This is a genomic window from Periweissella cryptocerci, assembly GCF_004358325.1.
Taxonomy (GTDB): domain Bacteria; phylum Bacillota; class Bacilli; order Lactobacillales; family Lactobacillaceae; genus Periweissella; species Periweissella cryptocerci.
Window position 1 is genome coordinate 517,073 of sequence record NZ_CP037940.1, and the last position, 21,578, is coordinate 538,650.

Annotated in this window: 37 protein-coding genes and 1 tRNA gene; all 38 read right to left on the reverse strand. The window is 41.6% G+C overall.

What is annotated here, in order from left to right:
* Nucleotides 1–40: 40 nt before the first annotated feature.
* The 38 genes from EQG49_RS02345 to EQG49_RS02515 all read right to left on the reverse strand — a co-directional run bounded on the left by EQG49_RS02345 (nt 41) and on the right by EQG49_RS02515 (nt 21,560).
* Nucleotides 41–313 carry a hypothetical protein gene (locus tag EQG49_RS02345; protein WP_133362467.1) on the reverse strand — a complete coding sequence of 91 codons (273 nt, stop codon included), beginning with the start codon at nt 311–313 and terminating at the stop codon, nt 41–43.
* Nucleotides 294–1,880, reverse strand: coding sequence for a hypothetical protein (locus tag EQG49_RS02350; RefSeq protein ID WP_133362468.1), 1,587 nt, complete (start codon nt 1,878–1,880; stop codon nt 294–296). The genes EQG49_RS02345 and EQG49_RS02350 overlap by 20 nt, the downstream gene beginning before the upstream one ends.
* Entirely contained in the window at nt 1,864–3,384 is a 1,521-nt protein-coding gene (locus EQG49_RS02355; RefSeq protein WP_133362469.1) for a phage portal protein, read from the reverse strand. Before EQG49_RS02355 ends, EQG49_RS02350 begins: the two co-directional genes overlap by 17 nt.
* Entirely contained in the window at nt 3,381–4,667 is a 1,287-nt protein-coding gene (locus EQG49_RS02360) for a PBSX family phage terminase large subunit (protein WP_133362470.1), read from the reverse strand. Before EQG49_RS02360 ends, EQG49_RS02355 begins: the two co-directional genes overlap by 4 nt.
* A gap of 8 nt (nt 4,668–4,675) precedes the next feature.
* Nucleotides 4,676–5,152, reverse strand: a complete 477-nt coding sequence (locus EQG49_RS02365) for a terminase small subunit (RefSeq protein ID WP_133362471.1) — start codon at nt 5,150–5,152, stop codon at nt 4,676–4,678.
* Between the two features lie 48 nt (nt 5,153–5,200).
* On the reverse strand, nt 5,201–6,163 hold the full coding sequence (locus tag EQG49_RS02370; RefSeq protein WP_133362472.1) for a DNA adenine methylase: 963 nt from the start codon (nt 6,161–6,163) through the stop codon (nt 5,201–5,203).
* Nucleotides 6,150–6,689, reverse strand: a complete 540-nt coding sequence (locus EQG49_RS02375; protein WP_243115733.1) for a ParB N-terminal domain-containing protein — start codon at nt 6,687–6,689, stop codon at nt 6,150–6,152. Before EQG49_RS02375 ends, EQG49_RS02370 begins: the two co-directional genes overlap by 14 nt.
* A 705-nt stretch (nt 6,690–7,394) precedes the next feature.
* Nucleotides 7,395–7,465: transfer RNA gene (locus tag EQG49_RS02380), tRNA-Lys, on the reverse strand.
* Nucleotides 7,466–8,172: 707 nt separating this feature from the next.
* The gene (locus EQG49_RS02390; RefSeq protein ID WP_133362473.1) at nt 8,173–8,610 is read right to left on the reverse strand and encodes an ArpU family phage packaging/lysis transcriptional regulator; all 438 of its coding nucleotides are present in this window, start codon (nt 8,608–8,610) and stop codon (nt 8,173–8,175) included.
* 199 nt (nt 8,611–8,809) lie between these two features.
* Nucleotides 8,810–9,040: a hypothetical protein gene (locus EQG49_RS02395; RefSeq protein WP_133362474.1), complete on the reverse strand. Its 231-nt coding sequence runs from the start codon at nt 9,038–9,040 to the stop codon at nt 8,810–8,812.
* Nucleotides 9,024–9,314, reverse strand: a complete 291-nt coding sequence (locus EQG49_RS02400; RefSeq protein ID WP_133362475.1) for a hypothetical protein — start codon at nt 9,312–9,314, stop codon at nt 9,024–9,026. The genes EQG49_RS02395 and EQG49_RS02400 overlap by 17 nt, the downstream gene beginning before the upstream one ends.
* Nucleotides 9,315–9,399: 85 nt before the next feature.
* The gene (locus tag EQG49_RS02405; RefSeq protein ID WP_133362476.1) at nt 9,400–9,597 is read right to left on the reverse strand and encodes a hypothetical protein; all 198 of its coding nucleotides are present in this window, start codon (nt 9,595–9,597) and stop codon (nt 9,400–9,402) included.
* Nucleotides 9,587–9,715: a hypothetical protein gene (locus tag EQG49_RS14025; protein WP_279232818.1), complete on the reverse strand. Its 129-nt coding sequence runs from the start codon at nt 9,713–9,715 to the stop codon at nt 9,587–9,589. The genes EQG49_RS02405 and EQG49_RS14025 overlap by 11 nt, the downstream gene beginning before the upstream one ends.
* A gap of 19 nt (nt 9,716–9,734) precedes the next feature.
* Nucleotides 9,735–9,929 (reverse strand): hypothetical protein, encoded by a 195-nt coding sequence (locus tag EQG49_RS02410; protein ID WP_133362477.1) that lies wholly within the window; start codon nt 9,927–9,929, stop codon nt 9,735–9,737.
* Nucleotides 9,929–10,378 (reverse strand): hypothetical protein, encoded by a 450-nt coding sequence (locus EQG49_RS02415; RefSeq protein ID WP_133362478.1) that lies wholly within the window; start codon nt 10,376–10,378, stop codon nt 9,929–9,931. The genes EQG49_RS02410 and EQG49_RS02415 overlap by 1 nt, the downstream gene beginning before the upstream one ends.
* Nucleotides 10,375–11,466: a DUF1642 domain-containing protein gene (locus tag EQG49_RS02420; protein WP_133362479.1), complete on the reverse strand. Its 1,092-nt coding sequence runs from the start codon at nt 11,464–11,466 to the stop codon at nt 10,375–10,377. Before EQG49_RS02420 ends, EQG49_RS02415 begins: the two co-directional genes overlap by 4 nt.
* Complete coding sequence (locus EQG49_RS02425; protein WP_133362480.1) at nt 11,453–12,064, reverse strand: DUF1642 domain-containing protein; 612 nt, start codon at nt 12,062–12,064, stop codon at nt 11,453–11,455. The genes EQG49_RS02420 and EQG49_RS02425 overlap by 14 nt, the downstream gene beginning before the upstream one ends.
* Entirely contained in the window at nt 12,045–12,425 is a 381-nt protein-coding gene (locus EQG49_RS02430; RefSeq protein WP_133362481.1) for a helix-turn-helix domain-containing protein, read from the reverse strand. Before EQG49_RS02430 ends, EQG49_RS02425 begins: the two co-directional genes overlap by 20 nt.
* 25 nt (nt 12,426–12,450) lie before the next feature.
* Nucleotides 12,451–12,753, reverse strand: coding sequence for a hypothetical protein (locus EQG49_RS02435; RefSeq protein ID WP_133362482.1), 303 nt, complete (start codon nt 12,751–12,753; stop codon nt 12,451–12,453).
* Complete coding sequence (locus tag EQG49_RS02440) at nt 12,740–13,012, reverse strand: hypothetical protein (protein WP_133362483.1); 273 nt, start codon at nt 13,010–13,012, stop codon at nt 12,740–12,742. The genes EQG49_RS02435 and EQG49_RS02440 overlap by 14 nt, the downstream gene beginning before the upstream one ends.
* Nucleotides 13,002–13,229 carry a hypothetical protein gene (locus EQG49_RS02445; RefSeq protein ID WP_133362484.1) on the reverse strand — a complete coding sequence of 76 codons (228 nt, stop codon included), beginning with the start codon at nt 13,227–13,229 and terminating at the stop codon, nt 13,002–13,004. Before EQG49_RS02445 ends, EQG49_RS02440 begins: the two co-directional genes overlap by 11 nt.
* Nucleotides 13,229–13,930, reverse strand: coding sequence for a hypothetical protein (locus EQG49_RS13905; protein WP_243115734.1), 702 nt, complete (start codon nt 13,928–13,930; stop codon nt 13,229–13,231). The genes EQG49_RS02445 and EQG49_RS13905 overlap by 1 nt, the downstream gene beginning before the upstream one ends.
* A gap of 12 nt (nt 13,931–13,942) precedes the next feature.
* Nucleotides 13,943–14,488, reverse strand: a complete 546-nt coding sequence (locus tag EQG49_RS02455) for an NUMOD4 motif-containing HNH endonuclease (RefSeq protein WP_243115735.1) — start codon at nt 14,486–14,488, stop codon at nt 13,943–13,945.
* Between the two features lie 3 nt (nt 14,489–14,491).
* Complete coding sequence (gene ssb, locus EQG49_RS02460; protein WP_133362485.1) at nt 14,492–14,959, reverse strand: single-stranded DNA-binding protein; 468 nt, start codon at nt 14,957–14,959, stop codon at nt 14,492–14,494.
* Nucleotides 14,952–15,395, reverse strand: coding sequence for a hypothetical protein (locus tag EQG49_RS02465; RefSeq protein ID WP_133362486.1), 444 nt, complete (start codon nt 15,393–15,395; stop codon nt 14,952–14,954). The genes ssb and EQG49_RS02465 overlap by 8 nt, the downstream gene beginning before the upstream one ends.
* A gap of 33 nt (nt 15,396–15,428) precedes the next feature.
* Nucleotides 15,429–16,163 carry a putative HNHc nuclease gene (locus tag EQG49_RS02470; protein ID WP_133362487.1) on the reverse strand — a complete coding sequence of 245 codons (735 nt, stop codon included), beginning with the start codon at nt 16,161–16,163 and terminating at the stop codon, nt 15,429–15,431.
* 13 nt (nt 16,164–16,176) lie between these two features.
* Entirely contained in the window at nt 16,177–16,389 is a 213-nt protein-coding gene (locus tag EQG49_RS02475; protein WP_133362488.1) for a hypothetical protein, read from the reverse strand.
* Between the two features lie 4 nt (nt 16,390–16,393).
* On the reverse strand, nt 16,394–17,299 hold the full coding sequence (locus EQG49_RS02480) for a DUF1351 domain-containing protein (protein WP_133362489.1): 906 nt from the start codon (nt 17,297–17,299) through the stop codon (nt 16,394–16,396).
* 12 nt (nt 17,300–17,311) lie between these two features.
* A complete protein-coding gene (locus EQG49_RS13600) occupies nt 17,312–17,452 on the reverse strand; it encodes a hypothetical protein (protein WP_165964731.1) in 141 nt (46 codons plus the stop codon).
* A 2-nt stretch (nt 17,453–17,454) separates the two neighbouring features.
* On the reverse strand, nt 17,455–18,273 hold the full coding sequence (locus EQG49_RS02485; RefSeq protein WP_133362490.1) for an ATP-binding protein: 819 nt from the start codon (nt 18,271–18,273) through the stop codon (nt 17,455–17,457).
* A complete protein-coding gene (locus EQG49_RS02490; RefSeq protein ID WP_133362491.1) occupies nt 18,270–19,028 on the reverse strand; it encodes a conserved phage C-terminal domain-containing protein in 759 nt (252 codons plus the stop codon). The genes EQG49_RS02485 and EQG49_RS02490 overlap by 4 nt, the downstream gene beginning before the upstream one ends.
* A 9-nt stretch (nt 19,029–19,037) precedes the next feature.
* Complete coding sequence (locus EQG49_RS02495; RefSeq protein WP_133362492.1) at nt 19,038–19,673, reverse strand: ERF family protein; 636 nt, start codon at nt 19,671–19,673, stop codon at nt 19,038–19,040.
* Nucleotides 19,674–19,680: 7 nt separating this feature from the next.
* Nucleotides 19,681–19,983, reverse strand: a complete 303-nt coding sequence (locus EQG49_RS02500) for a hypothetical protein (RefSeq protein WP_133362493.1) — start codon at nt 19,981–19,983, stop codon at nt 19,681–19,683.
* Nucleotides 19,984–20,064: 81 nt separating this feature from the next.
* Entirely contained in the window at nt 20,065–20,256 is a 192-nt protein-coding gene (locus EQG49_RS02505) for a hypothetical protein (protein WP_133362494.1), read from the reverse strand.
* A gap of 356 nt (nt 20,257–20,612) precedes the next feature.
* A complete protein-coding gene (locus EQG49_RS13605; protein WP_165964732.1) occupies nt 20,613–20,783 on the reverse strand; it encodes a BOW99_gp33 family protein in 171 nt (56 codons plus the stop codon).
* A gap of 46 nt (nt 20,784–20,829) precedes the next feature.
* A complete protein-coding gene (locus tag EQG49_RS02510) occupies nt 20,830–21,051 on the reverse strand; it encodes a helix-turn-helix transcriptional regulator (RefSeq protein ID WP_133362495.1) in 222 nt (73 codons plus the stop codon).
* Nucleotides 21,052–21,135: 84 nt separating this feature from the next.
* Nucleotides 21,136–21,306 carry a hypothetical protein gene (locus EQG49_RS13610; RefSeq protein ID WP_165964733.1) on the reverse strand — a complete coding sequence of 57 codons (171 nt, stop codon included), beginning with the start codon at nt 21,304–21,306 and terminating at the stop codon, nt 21,136–21,138.
* A complete protein-coding gene (locus EQG49_RS02515) occupies nt 21,303–21,560 on the reverse strand; it encodes a hypothetical protein (RefSeq protein ID WP_133362496.1) in 258 nt (85 codons plus the stop codon). The genes EQG49_RS13610 and EQG49_RS02515 overlap by 4 nt, the downstream gene beginning before the upstream one ends.
* Between the last annotated feature and the right edge of the window lie 18 nt (nt 21,561–21,578).

Here is a 21,578-nt window from a genome sequence, read left to right on the forward strand (position 1 = left end):
TAATTAGTTTAACGTCGTTTCGGACAAAATAAAAAGCAACTCACAGTTGCATGAATTGCTCTAAGTTAATTATCACATCATCTTTATCAAAACCGAAAGCTAGCAATTCTTTTGCTAGGTCCCAATCATCGGGTCCAGAAACCCACGGAGTTACTTCAACTGAGCCCGCATCACTGTCGGCTGGTACGTTGTCAAGATTAACCCCGTTACTCAATTCCACGTATTCGATAACCGAAGCGCTATCCCCGACGTAATTCACGAATAATATATCTTCCGCTTCTTCATACGAGATATTAGAAATCTTTAGTGCCATGAGTAACCACCCCTTTTTTATTTTTGAATTGTGTTTCCATTTGTCGAAGTGTTTTTGTATACGAAGTAAGCACATTGCTTTTTTTATCAATCAAGACAAGTCTGTACTCACCATCAATTTTTTTAACAAACGCCTTATTCATTCGATTTTCCACGTCATAAGAATCCATGATGAAATCAGGCTTCTTAATTGTTTCAATAATATTCGTAATTTTTTTCGGAGAATTTGCCGCTATTTCGTGGCGATTAAAAATATGTTCAAATGATTTTGAATTAAATTTAATCATCTTAATTTTCGTTTCAATCCCGTCGCCAATCCCATTTTCAAATCGGTTGCGCAGGAATTTAAATTTTGCCTCATAAGCTTTATCAGCTGCGAATTTTGTTCGTAATTCCCGACGGTCATTTCGATACTTGGGTGTCTTACCCCGACTACCATTATACCCCTTCGACGCACCAGAATTGCTTTTGGGGCCTTTCGAATTGCGACTTTTGGGGTCGATTGAATCGACAACATCTTCAGCAAGCGAATAATCCATTGGGTTATCTTCATTTGTCCCAAACCAACTACACCTGCAGTTCGGGTGTTGCGGAATAATTGGTGAACTAACATCTATCGTTTCCACAGTTTTGATTGCAAACGTATGCTCATCATACGGCATACACATCTCACACGCACCGCTTTCAGCATGCCACATCATGTTCTTAAATCCGGCATCCTTAGCATTGTTCACTGCAGCTCTGGCTCGAACACGTTGCATTTCGGTGTTGTACAATCTATCAACCGCAGCAAGCTTATTCTTAACCGACTTATCAAGCAACGGCACTAACCTTGCACGCGCTTGTGTAATATTCAAGCCTCGCATTAGAGTATCACGCATAGCAGCATTCAAACGATTCCCTAGTTCGGCTTGATGATTCCACAACCTGTCGCTAAACGTTTGCCCGACGAACTTATTTTGAACCAACGACTTAATCATTCCCTCATCGATTTTAGGAATCTTAATGCCCATCGTTTTCGCATGCATAGCAACTTCGTTAGCGTAGTTCTGGATCATCTTTTCTTGAATCATGCTATCCAGATTCACGCCATGTTTTGCCATGACTTTGCCAAGTTGAATATTCATAAGTTCTAGCTCGGTGTTTCGATGAGCTAAATCATACGCTGCCATGAACTCTTTAGATTTACCAGTTTGCCAAGACTCGTTTAGAAACGCCTGTAAGTCCTTCTGCGCGCGCTTGTAATCTTGCAAGGGTATTTGCTTAGTTACGTTACCAAGCGTCACCATTCCGCCTTCGTTATTCTTTAATAGCCACTCTGTTTGTTCTTTCCACAAATCATCTGCCATCGATTGATATTCATCGGCTAATTTGGCGTTAAACAGGCTATCAGACTTATTCCGAAAGTTTTCTAATTCGTTTTCGCGTCTAATCCAATAGAGGCGATTTCTAAACGTGGCTTCTTTTGCATCGGCGGTAAGCGCTTTAGGCGTATCTGTAATTACTTTAGCGCTAGGAAACTCTTTGATGTAATTTTCAAGTTCGGATAAATCATGCAAGCTTCGCATTCACATCACCGCCTTGCAAGTTGCCAGCGTCATCAATCGGCAACGCTGGTTCAGTCGGCATCATAGCTTCACGTTCATCTGCTTCTTCTTGAATCTGCTTAATTTCATCATCTGGGTTGTCGATATAAGGCTGTTGGCTAAGCATTGTTTTCTGTGATACTTGCAAGCCTAAGCCACTAAACGTCTCGACAGCTTCCTTAACGTTCTTAGGAAGGTTAGGTGTGAAGTCCACAGCAACGCTTGAATACTCCTCACCTTCCCACTCGTTAACGCTACTTTCGATGTTAGCAACGAGATGATACCGTTCAATCAACCCCTTAATGAACCAGTTCTGGTGTGTAGAAGCCTTGTTTTGCATGCCGAGTAATTTATACTTCATTGCCTCACCGGAGATGTTTCCCATGAACTCGCTATCAGTTAAATCAATCGTATATGAGAACTTATGAATATCGTTCGTAAGACGTTTCTTGTATGCTTCAATTCCTGCGACATCATATTGCTTGTAAATATAGTTAGCGCCCATTTGCGTTTGCTTACCACTTGAATCAACGCCGGATTGCAATGCCAAAATATTAGCACGTGCCATTCCAATCATGTCATCTGCGCTTAAGCCAGCACCATCAATATCACCAGTAATAACTAACATTGCGTCGACTAAATCTTGCATGTAGTTTGCTGTATCTGATTCGCTACCATCATAGAGATTGATTAGCGGAATGACCTTCTCAAACGTACTCTTGCGTTCGCGGTCGAGTTGCCACTCAACAATCGGCACACGCTCAAACGCATGCGCTTCTTCGCTATTCAATACTAGCTGTCCAGATTCGATAGCCGTCTCGTTGAACACTACTGCCTTATTGTTTGTGTAAACGGTAATCAAATACTTGTTCTCGTCTAACGCAACAGGGCGATAGCTAACTGCCATGATTGGCTTAGGCTTGATGTCGAAGTTATAGATTACGAATGTGTTTAATGGATCCAGACGAACGACAACATCCTTATCATCTTCCGAGCGGTACCACAGTTCATATCCGCGACCAAACACTGCAGCGTCTAAATAGACTTCGGTATTAAGCGCGTCGATTTTGTTGTAATCGTTAATCTCATTGATTTGCGCAGTACCCTTATCATCGTTTGGAATAGCAATTTTAAGAGGTACACCAGTATCATATGCAGTAAAGAAGTTAGCGATATACTCGCCAAACGAATGAGTTGCACGGTTATCAGCTTTCTCTTTACCGATACGCCTATCACCAGTCAAAATACCAACGTTATTACCGTCGGCATATGATTTTAAATACTTTAATCGTGGCGCTTGGTGCTCTTTATGGTGTTGAATGAATTTCATCAATTCTGATAGGTTAGATAGCAAATCAGCTGCTTCACCGTTATACGTATATCGAATATTCGATTGCGCATCATATCTTTGCGTCTGATTAAATCGATTAACATTAATGTCATTCTCAAACTCATTCGCTACTGGTATCAACACTTCGTCTGTCATTTAATCAATCCCTTCACTTTCCTAATAGTTTTATTCACATCACGTTTAGTTGGCTTCAAGCTCCAAGTGCTGACGGCATAGCGCAATGCGTCCATGATGTGGTTGTTGGCATCAATCGGCTTGTTGAGCCACTTACCTTCTCTGTCTTGGTCATACGCATATGTGTTTATTTCATCAATCGTATGATTTAAAGACGGGTGAATATGAATCGTGAATCCTTGTAGGTACTGAATACCTTGTCGAATTGAATCCTTACCTTTGGCGCTTGGGATAATCCGGCGGACGCCCTTCAACTTCAATTCAGCAATCAAACGTTGCTCAGCTTCATCGCCTTTGATTTCTTCTTTCAAATGGTCATGCGCTTTTAGCCACGCGAATATTTCATCTGTCAGCATTCCTTTTTGATACAGTTCTTCTGTCAGCCAGATGTCCTTATCGTCAAAGTTAATAGCTGCGTTGATATACGTCGTTGGGTCATTCTTGAAACCGAAATCCATTCCTTGCGTTACGGCGTCGGCGTTCTTTACCTTGTCGTGAATACTAAAGTCCTCAACCACGAAGTTTTCATACACTAATCCTTCTGCCACACCCCACTCACCGTCTAACGTGATGCGCGCACGTCTGGGATTAGTTCTGCGTACATCTTCATATCGGGCTATATCTTCTTTGGTAAGCCACTCGTTAGACTTGTAAGTCGTCGTATACGCGAATACATCTTTGACCTTCGTATCTTCATCAAAAAACGTGGACTTAAGCCAGTGGCGCTCACTCCAAGGGTTAAACGTGAAGGTTGCTTGCTTAAAGAACTCGGGGTTATCATCGTCACCACCACGAATAGATTCAATGACAGTTTGAACAGCGTCCCAAGATTCAAGCTGGTAGCTTTCCTCAAACCATACCCAAGTCAAAAAGCCAACCGCGACAGAAATAGATGTGATTTTCAACGGATCATCTAATCCACGAAAAATAATCTTCTGGCCAGTTGGCAGGTATTCGATTTCAGGCAACGAACTATTGAACTTAAAAAGGCTATCCACTTTTAACTTGTGGACAGCCCATTGCAAATCTGTAAATGTAGATTGCTTATTAGTATGTGAATATCGACGAACTACCAAGATGTTAGCCCAATCGTATTTCATAATGTGATAGATATACCACAGTGCAGTAGTCTTTGATTTCTTGCTACCACGCGAGCCTTTGACTACCTTGTAGAAGTGTCGGTCATTCCAATATCGGTTATAACCTTTGCCAATTAATTTACTAATTGATACTGTTTCGCTCATGCAACACCTCAATCATCTTCTGGAACATCGTCAACGAACGTCGGCAGTTCCAACTTAACGTTGAGGCTTTCGTTAAACGCACCATTAACTTTAAGTATCGTATCAATAGCGCTTAATTGGTCGTGACTGTCCGGTGTGTACTCATATGTTTTAGCACGCTTTTTTGTCGAAGATTTGCCGTTCCCGTTTTCGACCTTTTCCACGCTGTTTGAGACGCCTCTCTGCTTTTCCCCTCTAGCAATACTAGCGAGACGTTCAAGCGCCTCTGTGACGTCCATAGTACGCTTAGATTTAGCTTCAGCCGTCCGCATAGCGATATAAGCCTGAACCTTTGGATTTCTCAAGATTTCAGACGCGCCGGCAGCCGTGACCTTTGCTGAATAACCAGCCTTTCGATACGCCTCGGAGGCATTACCATGATTAATAATGTACTCGTCAGCGAATATCCGTTGTTTGAGCGTTAAGCCGAATTCATCTAATGCCATGTCGTGCCTCCTTTCGGCAAGTAAAAACCGCCGGCATATTGTCAGCGGTTAATTGTCTATCTTTGAAATTCCATTCCAAAATAACTTCTCTACGTTCTTAGTACGCTTAGCTGTATGACTAAACGTTTCGGCTTTAACCTTGCCCCAGATAACTTCAAACGGAGCATTGTACTCGCTAATGAATACAGGCACCGTTTGCTCGCTTACCCACTTATCGAACGCTTTAGTATCAAACTCTTGTGCATAACCTGCTGTCCCTCTATACGGTGGGTCAACATAGATAACTGCATTATCCGGAATTTCAATTGTACGATAATCTCCATTTGAAAAAGTGAGTTGCTTGCGTCGATTAAGTTGCTCAAGTCTTTGCAAATGTTCGAGGCGATTGAGTTGTTCGAGCCCTTGCAAATGTTGTAATACCGTTTCGTTCAATTCCAAATTAAGCTTTTTAGTAATTTGACCGAAACTTAATCGACGCACCTTTAAATCTCGGCCTTTATAAGTATTTTCTCCGGTATCAAATACACTAAAGGCATCTGTGCTGAATTGTCTATTCAACTTATCAATTGATTGCTTATCGCCAAACACTACCGCATAGTGACCTAATTTTTTGAATGGTTCGATGTCGGTTCCGTATAAGTATGAAAACTTTGAGACTCCATTACCAAATGACCAGACGATACGAATGAAGCTGCTTAAAACACCGTCTTGCTTGACTAGTTCATCTGCTTCTTCGTGGCTGTACCACTTGTAAAACTCATCTGGAAATTCTTCATGCGTCATAACATATTCGAATAGCTCATATGTTTTAGGATCCAGCTCGTTGTAATGAACCGGAATCCCGTTTTCAACTACGGCAGCAGTCATCGCACCTCCACCGCCAAACAAGTCGTATAACACGAAGTCTCGCGTACCGACCTTATTAACAATCTTTGAGAGTATCTGTCCAGACAGAGCGCGTTTGCTACCTTGATAAGGCATGCCAAGTTTTGATGATTTAATTTTTAACATGGAATACCACCCGATTGCCTTCAAACTCTGGCATGGTAATTAAATCAGCTGAGCTTAACTTTGAGAGCGCAGCAACTACCTTGTCGAAGTTATCGCCTCCAGTTTCAATATCATCATCTTCAAACTCATCGTCATCTAAATCATCAAGCGTGGTAACATCTGCGAAACCAAAACCGCTCATATCAATATCAGTCAATTCAAGTTCTTGTAATTCAATTGCTAAGGCATCCATATCCCATTCCGCAATTTCGCCAACCTTGTTATCAGCGAGACGGAATGCTTTTACTTGCTCCGGACTTAAATCATCGGCAACGATAGTCGGCACTGTTTCTAGTCCCAACTTTTTAGCTGCCTTAACTCGTGTGTGGCCAGCGATGATTTCACCGTTACCATCAACAATTACCGGCACTTTAAAGCCGAACTCATCAATAGAACGTGCCACCGCATCAACCGCTTGGTCATTGAATCGGGCATTATTAGCGTATGGAATCAATTCATCAATCAACTTATCTATAATTTGCATCATTTCACCGTGCTTTCTACTTTTTATGTTATTAGACAAAAAAATAACGTTTGTCTTTAATCTGTTGTCTCCACCCTGTGCAGGAATAGCACTTTGGAGTTGTCAGCTAAAACGAACGTTAATTAATTATGTACGGACAAGCTATCGGAATCATGGTCGCACGATACCAAATTACGGCTTGCCTCTTGTGTATCAATCTTCATAGAGAGACACCTCACGTAATCAGAAAGGTGTTTCATATCTCGCTAAAACTTCGGCCATCTTAAAAGCCATCAGCGCTTATCACGGCAAGACTACGAACATGCGAGAGTACGACCCCTCTGCTTCACGTTAACAATCCGCAAGCCATGTCCAGCATTGGTTCGTCTACTGATAACTCAGCCAATGCAATTTGTATTAAACTCATTTATTAAAAACAATTCAAGACTATTCAAGAGGAGGAACCAACTACTCTCGAAAGCCAATCGAACTCATTACAGTTTTGCTTCGCACGCCACCACCCAGTGTGTAGTTCGTTCGGCTGCGTGCCTGTTTCGTCTTGCTCTGAATTCTATGTCAAATTGATGGAATCGAACCATCGGCCACCATCAAACCTGCTACCAAGCATTTGACCACCTAATATTAAACTTCTATTCAAGAAAGGAGATATCCACTCATACTGCAAACCCAGAAAGCAGCGGCTCATTTTTCGGTCTTTGCCTTGACCTATGTTCACAGCAGGATTTGAACCTGCACCCTATCACTAAAAGTAATATGCTCTACTGTTGAGCTACATGAACAGCCAATTATATTTGAACCCCGTTTTCAAAAACGAGTTCTCGTTGCTTTTAACGTCAATCCGAGGACATATGATCGTGAGACGGAATCGAACCGCCGTACACCCGCTTTCGCGAATTGCTCTTGCCATTTAGCTATCATGGTCTATGGTCAATCAAGGAATTGAACCTTGTTATCTCGACTAGACCCCGAGCGCTCTACCAAATAAGCTAATTAACCAAATGGTCGCAATTTCAACGACCTGTCGCTTACCCAGCGTCTACAAAAATAAAATAAAGTTTCCTGCTGCTTTTAGACTCAATCCAAGGAGTTATGTATACGGAATCTCACCGCACGTACGCTATTAACGCTCTGTAATGTCATCAAGTAGGCTTCTGGACTCTTTTCGGAGAACGTCCAGCTCCTATGTGACGGTGTGGAATCGAACCACACGCGACTTAGCAGCAAGCTAGCAGTCGCACCATTTCGCCACTCCTCATTCTAGGTCGGCTCGATCTTTCGCCGATTGAACGGTCACCGGCAAAGTGCACGCGTTCATAAATGATAGCCATTCACGCTTCAGAACTAAAAAATATAAGAAGAGAAAACCTGTTAAAAAATGGAGGTTGAAAGGGATATCGCGAAACCTTTCAACAATACCTATATTACAGGGTTTTCGAGATTAAAAGTGTCAGAAAAGTGTCACGAAAGTGTCAAATATCGCACTTTTCTAGGAAACGCTTTCATACTCATCATCTAGCACCAATAAGTCGCTGTACACATAGGTTTCACAGAACCTAGCCAATGTACGTTTCTTAATCCTGTTAACCGACTTTTGCGAGACATGAAACTTATATGCGAATTCCTCAATCGAGAGCGCATGTTCAGCCGTGAAGAATGCATCCATGCAATCGATTAGCATTGTATCGAAAAGCGCGTTAACGGCTCCCTCAAACTGATTTACCACTTGTTGCGAATGAAGCTGCTTAGTTAGCATATCCTCCGATGAATTACCGAACGCTGTACCTTTTGGCATGTCGGACATCACTGGCGATTTCAGTCCATAGCTAAACGAAGCCAGCGCGCGTTTACTTCGTCGATACTCCTTAACGATTTTCATAACATTTGCCTTAGTGGCCAGATAGTTGAACCCTGTTAAATCTTCCATGCGATATCCTCCTGCTTATTTATCTGTAAAACTTATTACGAGCAATGCGCCCATTACACAACCAATCAAGAACGTTGCTGCTAAACTCATAGAAATATCCACCCCGCAATTTCTGACAATGCTTTGATTGTTAGCATTATTAACGTTCCGATTCCTAGAATCATCAAACAAGTTTGCGCGCACATAGCTAAGGTTTCTTTCATTTAGCCACCTCATACGTCCTTCTGAAAATATCATCTGCAATAGCCCAATGTTCACCATTGACGCCAGTTGCAATCCAATCATTCACCTTCAACATCATTGCACCTTCTAATGTTGGAATTGCTTGGCCTTCTGGAAAAATACTGACAATCCCATATTTTTCAATCATCGCACCTGAACCATCAAACTGCTCGGCTTCAATCAATGCCGTTTTACGATACTTTGTCATTTTTCACTTCCTCATACTTGATAGCGCCATTTGCTCCAAATGTTTGAGTAAATACTTTGCTACCCATGCGCATTTCTAATCTGTCATATCTATCGACGATACCGTGTAACTCTGCCATCTCGCGATATACCATTAATCGTTGGTCATAGTTATCGTTCCAAGCGACTGTTTGGCGACCATTCTCATATAGATCATGTCTAAACGCTGACTTCGCTTGCATGGTTCGCTTGGCACCAGCGAGGATACTTCTCTGGATTTGCTCTAACGTTGTCATCTAATCGCCTAAACCTTTAATCACCGCAACAATCATCGTGATAATGATTGCAGTTCCGCAAATGATGAACACAGCTCCTAAACCGTTATCGCTCATCATTTACCTCCAAAAAAATAGCTGAATTATATGGAATCGTTAACTTTTCGCCAGTTTCAAAGTAAACTTCGATTGACCAGAAGTAAGGGCTGTTAGTTACCTTTTTGATTCGCGCAACGTTATCGCGTCCAACAATCCAATCTGCGCCATCTGGATGCCCAATTACCCCTACTTTTTTAATCATCATCAAGCTCTCCATCTGAATAATTATCGACGAAATCATATAAATCATTCTGATTTGAGTTCCATTCAAAGAGAACACTTACTAACAATTTTGCGTACTTTCCAACTTCACTTTTATTCATTTTCCTGCCTCGCTTTCCGTTACCGTTCAAAAATCAGTGTATCGACGTTGCGTGCACCTTCTTCGTTTAAGGTGCTGGTTTCAACCGCGATGCCTTCATTCGTGTAATCTGACCAATTCACGTTCGCCATTCCATCGTTGAGCACTTCCATTAACTCATCCGGTTCGAGTACACTTTCAATAATCATCACTGTTTTACGTTTGTTTAAATCCATTACTCTTGCACCTCGTCAATTCGGGTGATGGTACCACGACGTAGCAGCACATCGTTACCATCGGTCGTTGTGTACCGATCAAACTTACCATTCACCTCAATGTCTAAGCTATGAGTTTCTATGACTCCGTCTGGCGCATAGATACGATATAGCGGTGTTTTTGGTTCGGGGTTAGGGTACGGGTTTTTTAGAGGTTGCCAATACTCACTATTTAGGGGTTGCCAATATTCACTAAATTCATAAGAGTTTGCAACTTTTACGCCGTTAAGACCGGTAATATAAGTGATGATCCAGTCGCCTCGGTAAACACGTTGGCCATCCTTAAAATGCCAACTATTATTTCCAACGCTCTCAGTTAATTGGTATTGTGAAATCATTTCATAGGAATCATAAAACAATTCTGCAAACCCTAAATGTTTGCTATCTTTATTCATAACTTTATATATCATTCTTCCACCTCCACAGCGAATGCCATGTACTTTGGATTAATTGAATTTATTTCGGATTCAGTAAATTCAATTGCATCACTTTTATAATCGCCTGCTTTATTGATCTTCTCGATATACGTTACGCCGTATACTGTACCAGCCAATACTTCACTGTATCCGTCATTATCAGTAAACACCACGTGATACTTCTTCTCTTTCTTGAGTGTGTAACCACGACCGATTGCGTGAAGCATCAGCAGCTGATTAAGACTTTGCTCATACTCACCACTTCCCTTAATCCATTCAATAAATCCATCTGGATAATCCATTTTTGGCAGCGTTCCAATCAAAGCATTTGCAAAACCGACGGCTCTTAAATGACCAAATTCATCTGTATCCAATGTTTCAAACCATTCAAACGCGACTTTTGGTAGCTTTACTGGCGCATACTTAGTTTTGAGTTCTGCCAATTCTTTTCCCAAAGACGCATTAAGCTCTCCTGCCCGTAGGCTTGCCGTAGAATATTTAGATTTCCACTCCTCAAGCTCATGTACCAATTCAGTTTCACGAACCTCGCGTGCTTCGATTTCAGCTTTAAGCGCCTTCTTGTCAGCCTTATGCTGCTTATTAGCTGTTTGAAGTTGTTCAATAATACTTTTCAAATGACTTTCTTCAAATTGTGAACGAGCGTCGGACAGGTCTTTGACTGCTTTGTCGCGAGCAACTGTCATTTCTGATAATTGGTCAACCAGTTCAGTAATTTGATTGTTTAAATCAAACCCAATAGCCGTCGATTGGTCAACCTGCGTTAGTGACTTGACGTAATCAACTATTGGTTTAAACGCACTACCGTCTTCTTTTTCTTTCCAAAACGTATTATCGTAAGTTTCCCATAAATCAAATAGTTTTTCTTCATCAAACTCAACTCGCTCAGTCTTTGGTAATTGCTCATCTGGAATATCTAATTCGATTTCAGCATCTGCACCAAGAGGCTTGAGCCAATATCCGAAACTGTATTTCGAACCAGCTAAAGATTTACCCTTCAAATTACTATCTTTAGTAATCACTGCTGTCGCCAATTGTTTCGCTGTTACTTTAATCTTTGCCATTTTTCTTCACCTCCACTTTGAATGGTTCGTACTCGGGCTTAATTTCTGATTGTGTGAAATGGAATGACGGATCCGCAGTAGGATATTCCTCATTCTCAAATTCCACTTGACCATCCTTCCCCAAATACCAAGCGTCACCTTCGCTATCCGTTGAAATCTTAATTAGGTATTTAGGTTCTTCTTTAATCTTGTAACCATCCAGAATTGCTTTGGTGAATAAGATTGTTTCCTCGCCGTCTGGAATGTACCGTTCTCCATTTACAAGATAATGGGCGGGATTGAATCTGTCAGCAGTCAATGCCCCATCAAAACCTGTACGGTTTAAGAGGTATAGCGCAATAGTTTTATGGTGCTCACCATTAATTGATGGTGACTCGGCAAGCTCCGCTACTTTTTTATACCAGTCGTCAAACCACGTTGGCACTTCAACCAAATCTTGTTCAACTTCAAGCGTGATTGTTGCTAGTTTGTCTAAGCGTAGTAATTCAATCTGTTTTTTACCAATACTAAACTCTCCGTCAAAACGAGTTCCATCTGAATAATATGTGTCGCCTTTGATCGTACCTTCTGCTGTTAATTCAATTGTTTTCTTTGCCATTTTCCATATCCTCCACTTTCATGACATTAATAGTTACCTTGAAGCCCGCTGGAATTTCAAAGCTCATCTCAACGTCAGCGTTCGTTTCCTTAGCCATTGAAACGAGCGACGCTAATGTATCACTCGTCTTGTCATCCTGCTCCGCACGTTCAGTTTGTGGCACCGATTCATCTGAAATACCCATAATGTAACTAACTGAAACTTCGAAGTAATCTGCCAATTCCTGCCACGTTTCAAGTTTCGGCTCACGATCTCCGTTCTCATATTTACTTAACGTGGGAACCGGCATATTTATCCCATCGCTTAACTCTTTAAGGGTTAAGCCTTTTTCTTTTCTAAGTTCTTTAACCTTGTTTACCATTTTCCATATCCTTCAAAAATCAACATCACTTAACATCTGGAGCATGAAACCGTGAACCGTCAGGTTTTATTGGGTCAAGTACTCCATATCGAATCATGTCAAAAGCTTCCAAAAACGAACCAGTTTCGCCTGTGTCAGTTTCCCAAAAATATTCGGTATCATATCTCACACGAGGTTCGTATGAATCATATACCTTTTTGGTAATTGTAATAATGGCTCCAATTGGCGTATATGGCGTTCCCCATGAATCGGCCACATAAAATTTATCGCCTATTTCAGGCTCGTTGATAATCTTATGAAGACGGCCTAAACGTTTACTCATTGTCATTTTCACTCTCCATTTCTGCAATCTTCTCAAGCAGCTTTGCATTTTGCTTCTCACCATTTGCGATGATTGCTTCAAGCAATTCAATCTTGTGGCTTAACTCATCAATCCGTTTATTCGCAATATTGATTTTTGCAGTGTCTTTTTTGTAAATAATTTTACCGCCAGTCTGCAATCCACGAATTTGCTCTTTTAAAACTTCGATATACTCCGCTTGCGACTTAACTTTGCTTAATAGCACTTTCTCCGTTTTAGTCGTCATTTTCACTCTCCAGCTCGTTAAACTGACGAACGGCTTCTTCATAGCTCAATCCATATTCAGAAAGAGCATGCATTGCTGTATGCGCGACCCTAAAATCAAAAACGTAATCCGGTTGTTCTTTTTTTTCGGTAAATAACACCATCTGCTCGTTATTAAAAATAGCTCTAATTGTTTGCAAACGGTATTTTAACCGATGCACATTCACGATTTGCCACATTACAGAACCTCAACCTTCAATTTCATCGTGCTAGTTTTCAATCGGTCTGCTACCGCTTGTGCGTTTCGCGCATCGTAGAACACCGCAGCGTTTTCTTTGTTTTTGATGAACTTGAAAACATTTTTGCCATACGCGTTGAATAGATAGCGCCTGACCAATTTTCGGTCATCATCGTAATACTCGTATCGCAAAATATACCGCTTACGGAACTTGTTAAGCTGTTCTTCCGTGTGTTGGTCTACTTCAATCACTTGGGGCTTTGAAGCTATCCGCTGACCGACTTCAATTAAATAATTTCGTTCGCGGTCGCTTGGGGTTTCAACTTTTGGCATACCGTAAATTTTAGACATCGGGATATTTTGACTTGCTCCCAGTTCTTTCAACGTGCCGGATCCAAGTAAATCCATGCCATGATACATTTCGTAAATTTTTACAGGTTTCTTTGCTGGTTTCATTTTTCCTCCTAGCGGGCTTCTAACCCCGTTCGGTAGCTTAGTGGCTACGTCACTGTTTTTATCTTCAATTTTCATAATCAACAGGCTCTTACCGCCACGTTCAAGCGCTCGTCTGTTTCCGCTCGAGCTAGCGAACCATTTTGTAGTTTTCAACTTTTGCCCTAATCGTGAAGATACATTTATCAATGTGTCGATGAATTGGAATTTTTCACCGTAATAAACGGCATGTTCATATTCTGCAACCATCTGTATTCCTCATTAGAATGGCTTTACAAACACCATATATCCTTCAATTTCTGCCTGCTTCCTATTCAAAGCTGCCGAAATATATCCATGATTTTTACCCAAAAATTCACTAGCGAGTCGCATATTCCGAAATACGGTTGCGATGTTTGTTTGTACATTTACCAATACTATTTGTTTTTCGGATTTGTTTAAGCCATTCTCAAACGCATGACGCAGATTCCCTACATAATCAATCCATTCCAAATTATCAACTACATTGTTGCTAGGGTTGCCATCAATATGGTTGATAATTTCTTTCCCTTTTGGTGATGTTCCTAAGAATGTTTTGGCCACTATCCTATGCACTAAAAAGGTGTGCTGGGTTTTATCTTTGTAAAGAGAAACCCGTTTATAACCTTTTTTATCAGTCTTTTGCTTGATAATGCGCTCTTTCCAGCGCCTTTCACCATGAAATCTTGATTCGGTTATTTTGCCTTCCGGACTTTTTATTCGTCCTAAATTACTTACTTCGTATAACCCTTCAAAATCGGGGACTGATTTCCAAATTTCTTTAATCATTAATCAGCCCCCAAAATCAAAAGGGAGGTCATCATCGGTAATATCAATTTCTTGACCATTAGGAGCGAATGGATCCTTAGGTCGCGCGTTGTTACCAAATGAATTACCGTTGCTTTGATTACCGGAATCATTCTTGCGCCCATCTGAATCAGAACGTGATTCTAATAGCGAGAAGTTTTCAACTACGACTTCGGTTACATAAACGCGGGTGCCTTGTTGGTTTTCATAGTTCCGCGTTTGGAGCCGACCTTCAATCCCAATCAATGAACCCTTGTGGGTAAAGTTAGCGAGGTTTTCAGCTGACTTGCGCCAGATAACAGCGCTAATGAAATCAGCTTCACGCTCACCATCGTTGTTAGTAAATTGGCGATTAACTGCTAAGTTAAACGAACCTACTGCTGTACCGCTTTGGGTGTAACGGAGCTCAACATCTTTCGTTAAGCGTCCCGTAAGGACTACTCGATTAATCATTCGTCTTACCCCCAAACAACTTTCCCAAAATTCCTTCTTGCTGTTCTTCGCTTAAATCAGACATGTGGATAACTGCTCCATCTTTCACCATGTCTCTTGTTACCTCACCCTCATCACCCGTTAAACCGGCGTCAAAAATACTGAATAACATTTCAGCCATAGCTGCGCCATCACCTGAATTCGCTGCCCGTAATGCTTTTAAACCGAGAATAGTTGTTTCTTCCAACGCTTCAATCATCAATTTGAGCGCTTTATCGATTTCGTCGCTCGACATTTTTTCTTCATCAAATTTTTGCATCAAATCCAATGGCATCTTTGCAACCGCAAAAATTTGAGCCGGAATATCCATATTCGTCGTAATTTTCGGATCACCGAAATATTCGTTTTCATCTTGTTGAATCTTAAATTTGAACGTGCTTTGTTTATTTTTAGTCATGTTAGTTTCCTCTTTCTTTTCGTGTTGGCTCCATCAATCACCAATATTTTTTCTTAACGATTCTCGATAATACTTAGCGTCAAACTCGTTCATCTGCGTTCGCGTCATAACTCCAGTTGCAATCAATAAATCTTCTTGCAGCTTGATTCCTTCGACGTGGTGTAATGAATCGAATTTCTCAAAGCCTATTTGTTCAATCTCGCTATGGTGCGTTCTGCACAACGCCATAAGCCGATTCCTTCTGTGGTCGGTGTTATCTCGACCGGTCAAACCAACAACGTCAACGTGATGTATATCAGCATGTTCACCGCATATCACACATGACCTGTGCTTCAAGCCCATCAGCATCGCTGAATAAATATCGTCTGTTAGCTCGCTAGGCCGTTCGTGAAGTGGTACATTCCAAGCGATAGCTCTATCTAGCAACCAATTGATGAATTGCTTTGCAACTGTCACGCTAGCTTGCTCCTCGCTCTTGTAACTTAGCGAAAACGGCTCAATGCCTGATTCTTGTAAGAAATCAATTGTCAGGAAGAACCTTTCGGTTTCCAAATCCTCACCGCTCCATTTTGCGAAGTCGCCAACAATAGCGAATATTTTGCGATGCTGTTCTGGTGTATGCCCTCGCCTATCATCTACGAGAAGCATTACTTCGTTGTGCCTGACATTCCACAGCGCTAAATCATGTGCGAATTCAGCGCTATCAAAGCCGTTTAGCAACACTTGCTTTGAATTAAACTTGTCTAATTTTGCTGAATAGCCCTGCATGATTTGCCTCCTGTCAGATTATTGGCGCCCACGTTTTTGGATTACGGATCCAATCGACGCTAACTTTCACCTTCTTGCCATCTGCCGTTATCACATTCACCATGCGCAACATTTCGTTGTTGCCGGCTGAATCAACCTTTGCGTAAATCGGCTCAAAATCCGGCGGTGTAACAAGCACCTTTTTGCCAACAAAACCATCAATGAATTTCGTAAATGATTCTTTCATCACATCAGCCCGCCTTGTTTACTAGCACTGTTTTTCGGTCGGAACTCATTAATACTGTTGCGCCAGCTTTAATAATCGCCCGAGCAACTGCATCGAGTTGTTCCTTGTTACCTTGAAGCGTGAACGTTACTTGTTGCTGTTCCTCGATTACTTCGCCGGTATCAACATCAACTTTCATGCCGTTATCCGTTTCAACTAACGCAGCCTTTTTTGCCTCAATATCCGCTATCTCACGAGCCTTTTCGGCTTCAATACGCTTTTCCTTTGCCGTAACAGCATCGTCAATTCGTTGCATGATTAGGACTGTATCAAATGTATCTACCAAGCCAATCCACGCTTCGGGTTCTTCGCCCATCCGCTTCGCGTACTTGGTTACTACCTCGATGTTCGCAAGCCTAGTTTCTTGTTCAAGTTTGAGATGAATCATCTCGCCCGCAATACCATCTAGAATCGCTTTTTTCGTCGTTGATTTATTCGTCCATGAAGGCTGGATTTCGATTTCATCGGCTTCAACGTGATACTCAGGTGCCATTTCGGTAATCAACGCTTTCACGCTTTCCAAGCGCTGCTCTTTTTCAAGCTCCTCAAACACTTTCACGCCATTATCGATGTCCTTAGCGACATCCTTCAAGGCTTTGCTCCAGCCGTTCACCTTAGCTTCAAACTCTGCTAACGGCTTGTTGTATTCGGTTTTAATCGCCTTGCGCTGGTCATCAATGCTTTTAGCGACTTTATTAATTTCTTGCTTTAACTTCTTGTCGGAATCCTTACTTTCAGCCGTTACCACCAAATCGCGATACTTATCGGCGTATGCGTTAACCCTGTCGCCGAATTGTTCTTCGTTTTCGATAGCAATGTTTGATTGAGTGAACTCAACGTTGAACGTTGGAATCGTCGTTAATTCATTCATACGTTCGTCCTCCTAAACTTTCGCAATCAGATATGTGACGCCTTGATTCAATGTCCAATCAATCGCCGTCGCACCTGCTTGTTCGGCATCACGAAATGAAATGCCTTCTACGATTTCCCATGAATCACCAATATCTTTTTTAATTTTCCACATACTCAAACCTTCCGTAAATCTTCCATTTCCGAGAATACCAACATGTGCCCCGAATCTCTTTTCGGTATCAGACGGCTAACAAGCTTGTCGTTATACATTTTCTGTAATTCGGCATATTTGTTATTCGTCGTGATGATCGTCGTTTTTTGCATTTCGTCTTGATTCGGTTGAATCGTGCGTGGCGTGAATATCCGATATATCAATTCCTGCCACGTTTGAGAACCTTGCTTTAAATCGCCTAAATCAGCGCTTTCTGACATATCAACCTCCGTGCCTAAATCATCAAGCAATAGCACATCTACTTCTTGCATTGACCGTTCTACGTTGTCTAACTTGGCAGCTGCCGAGCTATCACGCCATGAGGCTTGCAATAATCGTTTGAGGTCTGCCGTGTTAACGAACATCGTTGATTTCTTCTTGCCGATTACATCCAGCATTGCTAATCCTAGCGATGTTTTACCGACGCCTGCCGTCCCCATCAATACAACGTTGTAATTGGTACCTAACAGCTCGTGTGCAAGCGTCCACGCTTGATTGCCTAGTGCTTTAGCACTATCCTCGTTAACTTGCTTAGACGGCTTCCAATCGGCAAATTTAAACGTAAGCGGGATATTAGCCGGATAGAGCGAATCGCGTTGATACGCTTTAGCTTTCTTAGCTCTTAGACTTTCTTCGCCTAATTGAGTTGCCATCGAATCACGTTCGGCACGCCATACGCTCAATTCTTCCGGTGTCATGTTCGGCAGAGCCGGCTTTGAGAAATTAGAAGTGCTAGCAATATGCTTTACCGTATCGACTAACGCATTACTGAATTTATTCATAGCCAATCCAGCTCCTCTCGCTTCTTCGGCATCTGCTCGTTTAGATAAGCCTCAAACTTGGTTCCGAATAACGTTACCGGTCGCAAGTAATTGGCCATCTTAGAATCATGTCCCCAGCTTGCATACTTCACATCAATCACTCGTTTAAAATCATCGACTGTAAAGCCTTCTGCAATCCTAGCGTTAATATGCTTAGTTGTTGCCTTGCTGTTAGCCTTGTAGTTAGCGCCAACGACCTCGTTCAAATAATTCACAATCTCTAAAACCTCTGGCTTCGTCGCTGATTGTTGGGAGGGGGCGTCGGGCTTGCCTGACAATGGTTCTTCTTGGTAATTAGGAGTATTGCTTTTAATAAGATTGTTCTCCTGGAAGATTTCTTCAGGGGGGGTTTGGAAGATTTCTTCACCACCCCCCGAAGATTTCTTCACCACCCCCTGAAAAGAATTTCCATAGGGTTCTTGAACGGTTTCGGCTAAATAAATCAATCGCCGTTCAACCTCTTTAGTGCCACTTTTGTATATCAATTTAATTTTGATATATCCCAGTTTTTCGAGATGTCCAAGCCAGCTAGTAACACTCCGAGTCGAAACGCCATACAATTCGGATAAATACGTGTTGCTTGGCCACGCAAAACCTTGTTTACCAACAAGCGCGGAAATCTCCGCATACAACAATTTTTCATTGGCTTTTAAGCGATTGTCATACCGAATGTTTGCCGGAATGACAGCATAATAATTTGGTTGTTCAATTTTCATGATGCCTCCTTATGCTATTGGCACTGGATTAGATTCTTGTTGCCTAGCCCGAATCTTTTTATCAAGCAACAAGCCCATCGTTTTCACATCGCCTAGCGCATGCTTGTTGAACTTCTTACCTGTTTCCTGCTCATAGTCCAGCATCGCTTGCTTACCAACATCGTTGATACCCATTCCGGTAATTTGGCTAATCTTGGTGTAACGCTGCTTATTGTCCATTAACGCTTGCGCCAGCGGATCAACCTTATTCACCGCGTTATTTTGCCGGTTATCCATCGAATCTGGATCGTCCGTATCATCAATACCTAGCAACCCGCTTAGCGCATATTTGCGAGCGTATGATGACGCGCTACCAGTAATTTGCGATTCATCCATACCTTTTTTAGCCAAAGGCTCACGAGCAAATGCTGTCGAACTTGCCGTTTCACCTTCTGAATTGGTAATTGTTGCGGTTGCTTTGATGTAATAACGCTCACCAATCAACACCACATCATCGCTTAAATTAATTACTGCTTTTGCTTCTGCCAATGCTGGCTTTACGGCTCTTAAAATATCTTCCGCATTACGATACTTATACTTTCCGAAAGTATTATTTTGAGCTTTTGGAACTTTTACATTTTGTTGAATTTGAGCTAATTCTTTCATCTTTCGACTACCTCCAAATTAACGTTTCTTTTGCCGTCTCAGCGCTTTTAATCCAATCTGGCATATTCACTACTTCTTCTGGCTTAACTACGTCAAACCTTACTAAATCGGCTAAATACGCTGTTAAATCATCACGTTCAATCAATTGCCCCGTTTCTTCGGTATCTACGACGAACTCGCTTAAATCAATTTCATCGCGATACGCTACCCTGTCGTTTCCCCAAATGTTGATTGAGGGACGTTCAGGCATGACCATCGTAGCGATTCCGGTTGAAATGGGGTGCCCAAGTACCATTCCGTTTTCTAGCATTTGCACGCCTCCTAAAATGTGTTAAAATACATGTAAATAAAGCTTTCGTAGCTTAATCAATTCAGGTTCTAACCCTTGTCGTCAAACTGGTGGGTTAGAGCCTTTTTCTGTGCCGAAGAAAGCATTTGAATCTTCCATCGCTTGCACACGTTGCTTGTGCCTTCTGGTATCTTTCAACAGCCAGATAGCCCAGCGAATCAGATACGCAGTTGAAATTACTAACGCCAGCGTGAACATGAACATGCCGGCTTCAATTAGCGGTTGCCAAATCAATTTCCTCACCTCCTCTCGTTGTATAATCTAAATACGTCACTGACTGAAAGGTGGTGATGTATTTGGTTACTTTGAAGTTCAGCAACGCTGAGGGTGAATTGTTTTTCGCTCGAAACGTTACGAGTTTCACCGTCAGTGATGATGGTGATACCGTTATTTTCTCTACTCCGTCCAAGAACTGGGAAAATTACAGTATCAGCGAATCACATTGTGGCTTGAAGTTCATTCAAGCAGTTTAGTTTTACTAGCTCACTCATTTTCGAGTGAGTTTTTTGTTTTGCTTGCCATATAAAACATGGTCGTCGTGAATGCTAATGAGATACCTAACACCACGCTCCAAATTACGATTTCAATCATTAGCTTGCCTCCTGATTTTCGTGTTGCAAACTTTCAAAGAAGTTATAGAAATCAGTCGCTTCTTTTGGAATCACAAGACCTTTCACACTTTTGCGTTCGTGCCCATCCGACATGATGTGTCGAACTTTTAAATTCAAACTGTTTTTTTGAAACTGAATTACATTTGGCATATCGCCACCTCCTTGAAACTTTAGAATAAAATACTAATTTTTACAACTATTGAACCAAATCAAAAATATCTTTAATTTCTAAATCCAATCCGCTTGCAATTTTTTTCGCAAGCGCTGGCCTGGGATGAATTTTCCCAGTTTGGATATTAGTCCAATGCGCTCTATTTATTCCGAGATACTTTTCGGCAAAATCTACACTGTTGTAACCGTGTAACGGCATTTGCCTTAACACTAAATCTCGATTTTTCATTACTAGTTTATAAGCCATGAAACACCTCCGCTTCTTCTTTAGTACATTGTACTATTTTTTACAACCTTTTGAAACACTTTGCAACTACATATTTAAAATAATTTAGAACATGCGACTAATCAACTTGACTTCATTGTCTCGCAATCCAAAATGAATGCGTTCTTCATCAAGAATCTCGTTTACATCTTCACCAGCTTCAAGCCTTAACTCAATTACTTCAAGAACGCCAGTTAATGAACTGACGCTTTCGCCATTTACAATCGCTGCCTTCATGCCGTCACCTGCTCAGACATATACTTATTAAGCAATTCTTTAGCTGATTCAAGATCATGAAGCACTCTTTCAAGCTTAGCAATGTCTATCCTTGCTTTGTCGAGACGTTCGATTGACACTCTGTCTACATTGTCACCATAGCGCGTTAAATCTTCAACTGCCCAAGCTCTGTTGTAGTATGCACTTTCTAAATCGATCTTAACCAAATCAATCGTATGATTCAGCGAACGAATTCCATATCCTGTTGTGTCCATTATCCTATCCTCCTAATT

Coding starts and splice junctions, on each gene's coding strand:
- EQG49_RS02345 (WP_133362467.1), bottom strand. CDS start 313: ATGGCACTAAAGATTTCTAATATCTCGTATGAAGAAGCGGAAGATATA.
- EQG49_RS02350 (WP_133362468.1), bottom strand. CDS start 1,880: ATGCGAAGCTTGCATGATTTATCCGAACTTGAAAATTACATCAAAGAG.
- EQG49_RS02355 (WP_133362469.1), bottom strand. CDS start 3,384: ATGACAGACGAAGTGTTGATACCAGTAGCGAATGAGTTTGAGAATGAC.
- EQG49_RS02360 (WP_133362470.1), bottom strand. CDS start 4,667: ATGAGCGAAACAGTATCAATTAGTAAATTAATTGGCAAAGGTTATAAC.
- EQG49_RS02365 (WP_133362471.1), bottom strand. CDS start 5,152: ATGGCATTAGATGAATTCGGCTTAACGCTCAAACAACGGATATTCGCT.
- EQG49_RS02370 (WP_133362472.1), bottom strand. CDS start 6,163: ATGTTAAAAATTAAATCATCAAAACTTGGCATGCCTTATCAAGGTAGC.
- EQG49_RS02375 (WP_243115733.1), bottom strand. CDS start 6,689: ATGATGCAAATTATAGATAAGTTGATTGATGAATTGATTCCATACGCT.
- EQG49_RS02390 (WP_133362473.1), bottom strand. CDS start 8,610: ATGGAAGATTTAACAGGGTTCAACTATCTGGCCACTAAGGCAAATGTT.
- EQG49_RS02395 (WP_133362474.1), bottom strand. CDS start 9,040: ATGACAAAGTATCGTAAAACGGCATTGATTGAAGCCGAGCAGTTTGAT.
- EQG49_RS02400 (WP_133362475.1), bottom strand. CDS start 9,314: ATGACAACGTTAGAGCAAATCCAGAGAAGTATCCTCGCTGGTGCCAAG.
- EQG49_RS02405 (WP_133362476.1), bottom strand. CDS start 9,597: ATGATGATTAAAAAAGTAGGGGTAATTGGGCATCCAGATGGCGCAGAT.
- EQG49_RS14025 (WP_279232818.1), bottom strand. CDS start 9,715: ATGAATAAAAGTGAAGTTGGAAAGTACGCAAAATTGTTAGTAAGTGTT.
- EQG49_RS02410 (WP_133362477.1), bottom strand. CDS start 9,929: ATGGATTTAAACAAACGTAAAACAGTGATGATTATTGAAAGTGTACTC.
- EQG49_RS02415 (WP_133362478.1), bottom strand. CDS start 10,378: ATGATATATAAAGTTATGAATAAAGATAGCAAACATTTAGGGTTTGCA.
- EQG49_RS02420 (WP_133362479.1), bottom strand. CDS start 11,466: ATGGCAAAGATTAAAGTAACAGCGAAACAATTGGCGACAGCAGTGATT.
- EQG49_RS02425 (WP_133362480.1), bottom strand. CDS start 12,064: ATGGCAAAGAAAACAATTGAATTAACAGCAGAAGGTACGATCAAAGGC.
- EQG49_RS02430 (WP_133362481.1), bottom strand. CDS start 12,425: ATGGTAAACAAGGTTAAAGAACTTAGAAAAGAAAAAGGCTTAACCCTT.
- EQG49_RS02435 (WP_133362482.1), bottom strand. CDS start 12,753: ATGACAATGAGTAAACGTTTAGGCCGTCTTCATAAGATTATCAACGAG.
- EQG49_RS02440 (WP_133362483.1), bottom strand. CDS start 13,012: ATGACGACTAAAACGGAGAAAGTGCTATTAAGCAAAGTTAAGTCGCAA.
- EQG49_RS02445 (WP_133362484.1), bottom strand. CDS start 13,229: ATGTGGCAAATCGTGAATGTGCATCGGTTAAAATACCGTTTGCAAACA.
- EQG49_RS13905 (WP_243115734.1), bottom strand. CDS start 13,930: ATGGTTGCAGAATATGAACATGCCGTTTATTACGGTGAAAAATTCCAA.
- EQG49_RS02455 (WP_243115735.1), bottom strand. CDS start 14,488: ATGATTAAAGAAATTTGGAAATCAGTCCCCGATTTTGAAGGGTTATAC.
- ssb (WP_133362485.1), bottom strand. CDS start 14,959: ATGATTAATCGAGTAGTCCTTACGGGACGCTTAACGAAAGATGTTGAG.
- EQG49_RS02465 (WP_133362486.1), bottom strand. CDS start 15,395: ATGACTAAAAATAAACAAAGCACGTTCAAATTTAAGATTCAACAAGAT.
- EQG49_RS02470 (WP_133362487.1), bottom strand. CDS start 16,163: ATGCAGGGCTATTCAGCAAAATTAGACAAGTTTAATTCAAAGCAAGTG.
- EQG49_RS02475 (WP_133362488.1), bottom strand. CDS start 16,389: ATGAAAGAATCATTTACGAAATTCATTGATGGTTTTGTTGGCAAAAAG.
- EQG49_RS02480 (WP_133362489.1), bottom strand. CDS start 17,299: ATGAATGAATTAACGACGATTCCAACGTTCAACGTTGAGTTCACTCAA.
- EQG49_RS13600 (WP_165964731.1), bottom strand. CDS start 17,452: ATGTGGAAAATTAAAAAAGATATTGGTGATTCATGGGAAATCGTAGAA.
- EQG49_RS02485 (WP_133362490.1), bottom strand. CDS start 18,273: ATGAATAAATTCAGTAATGCGTTAGTCGATACGGTAAAGCATATTGCT.
- EQG49_RS02490 (WP_133362491.1), bottom strand. CDS start 19,028: ATGAAAATTGAACAACCAAATTATTATGCTGTCATTCCGGCAAACATT.
- EQG49_RS02495 (WP_133362492.1), bottom strand. CDS start 19,673: ATGAAAGAATTAGCTCAAATTCAACAAAATGTAAAAGTTCCAAAAGCT.
- EQG49_RS02500 (WP_133362493.1), bottom strand. CDS start 19,983: ATGCTAGAAAACGGAATGGTACTTGGGCACCCCATTTCAACCGGAATC.
- EQG49_RS13605 (WP_165964732.1), bottom strand. CDS start 20,783: ATGCCAAATGTAATTCAGTTTCAAAAAAACAGTTTGAATTTAAAAGTT.
- EQG49_RS02510 (WP_133362495.1), bottom strand. CDS start 21,051: ATGGCTTATAAACTAGTAATGAAAAATCGAGATTTAGTGTTAAGGCAA.
- EQG49_RS13610 (WP_165964733.1), bottom strand. CDS start 21,306: ATGAAGGCAGCGATTGTAAATGGCGAAAGCGTCAGTTCATTAACTGGC.
- EQG49_RS02515 (WP_133362496.1), bottom strand. CDS start 21,560: ATGGACACAACAGGATATGGAATTCGTTCGCTGAATCATACGATTGAT.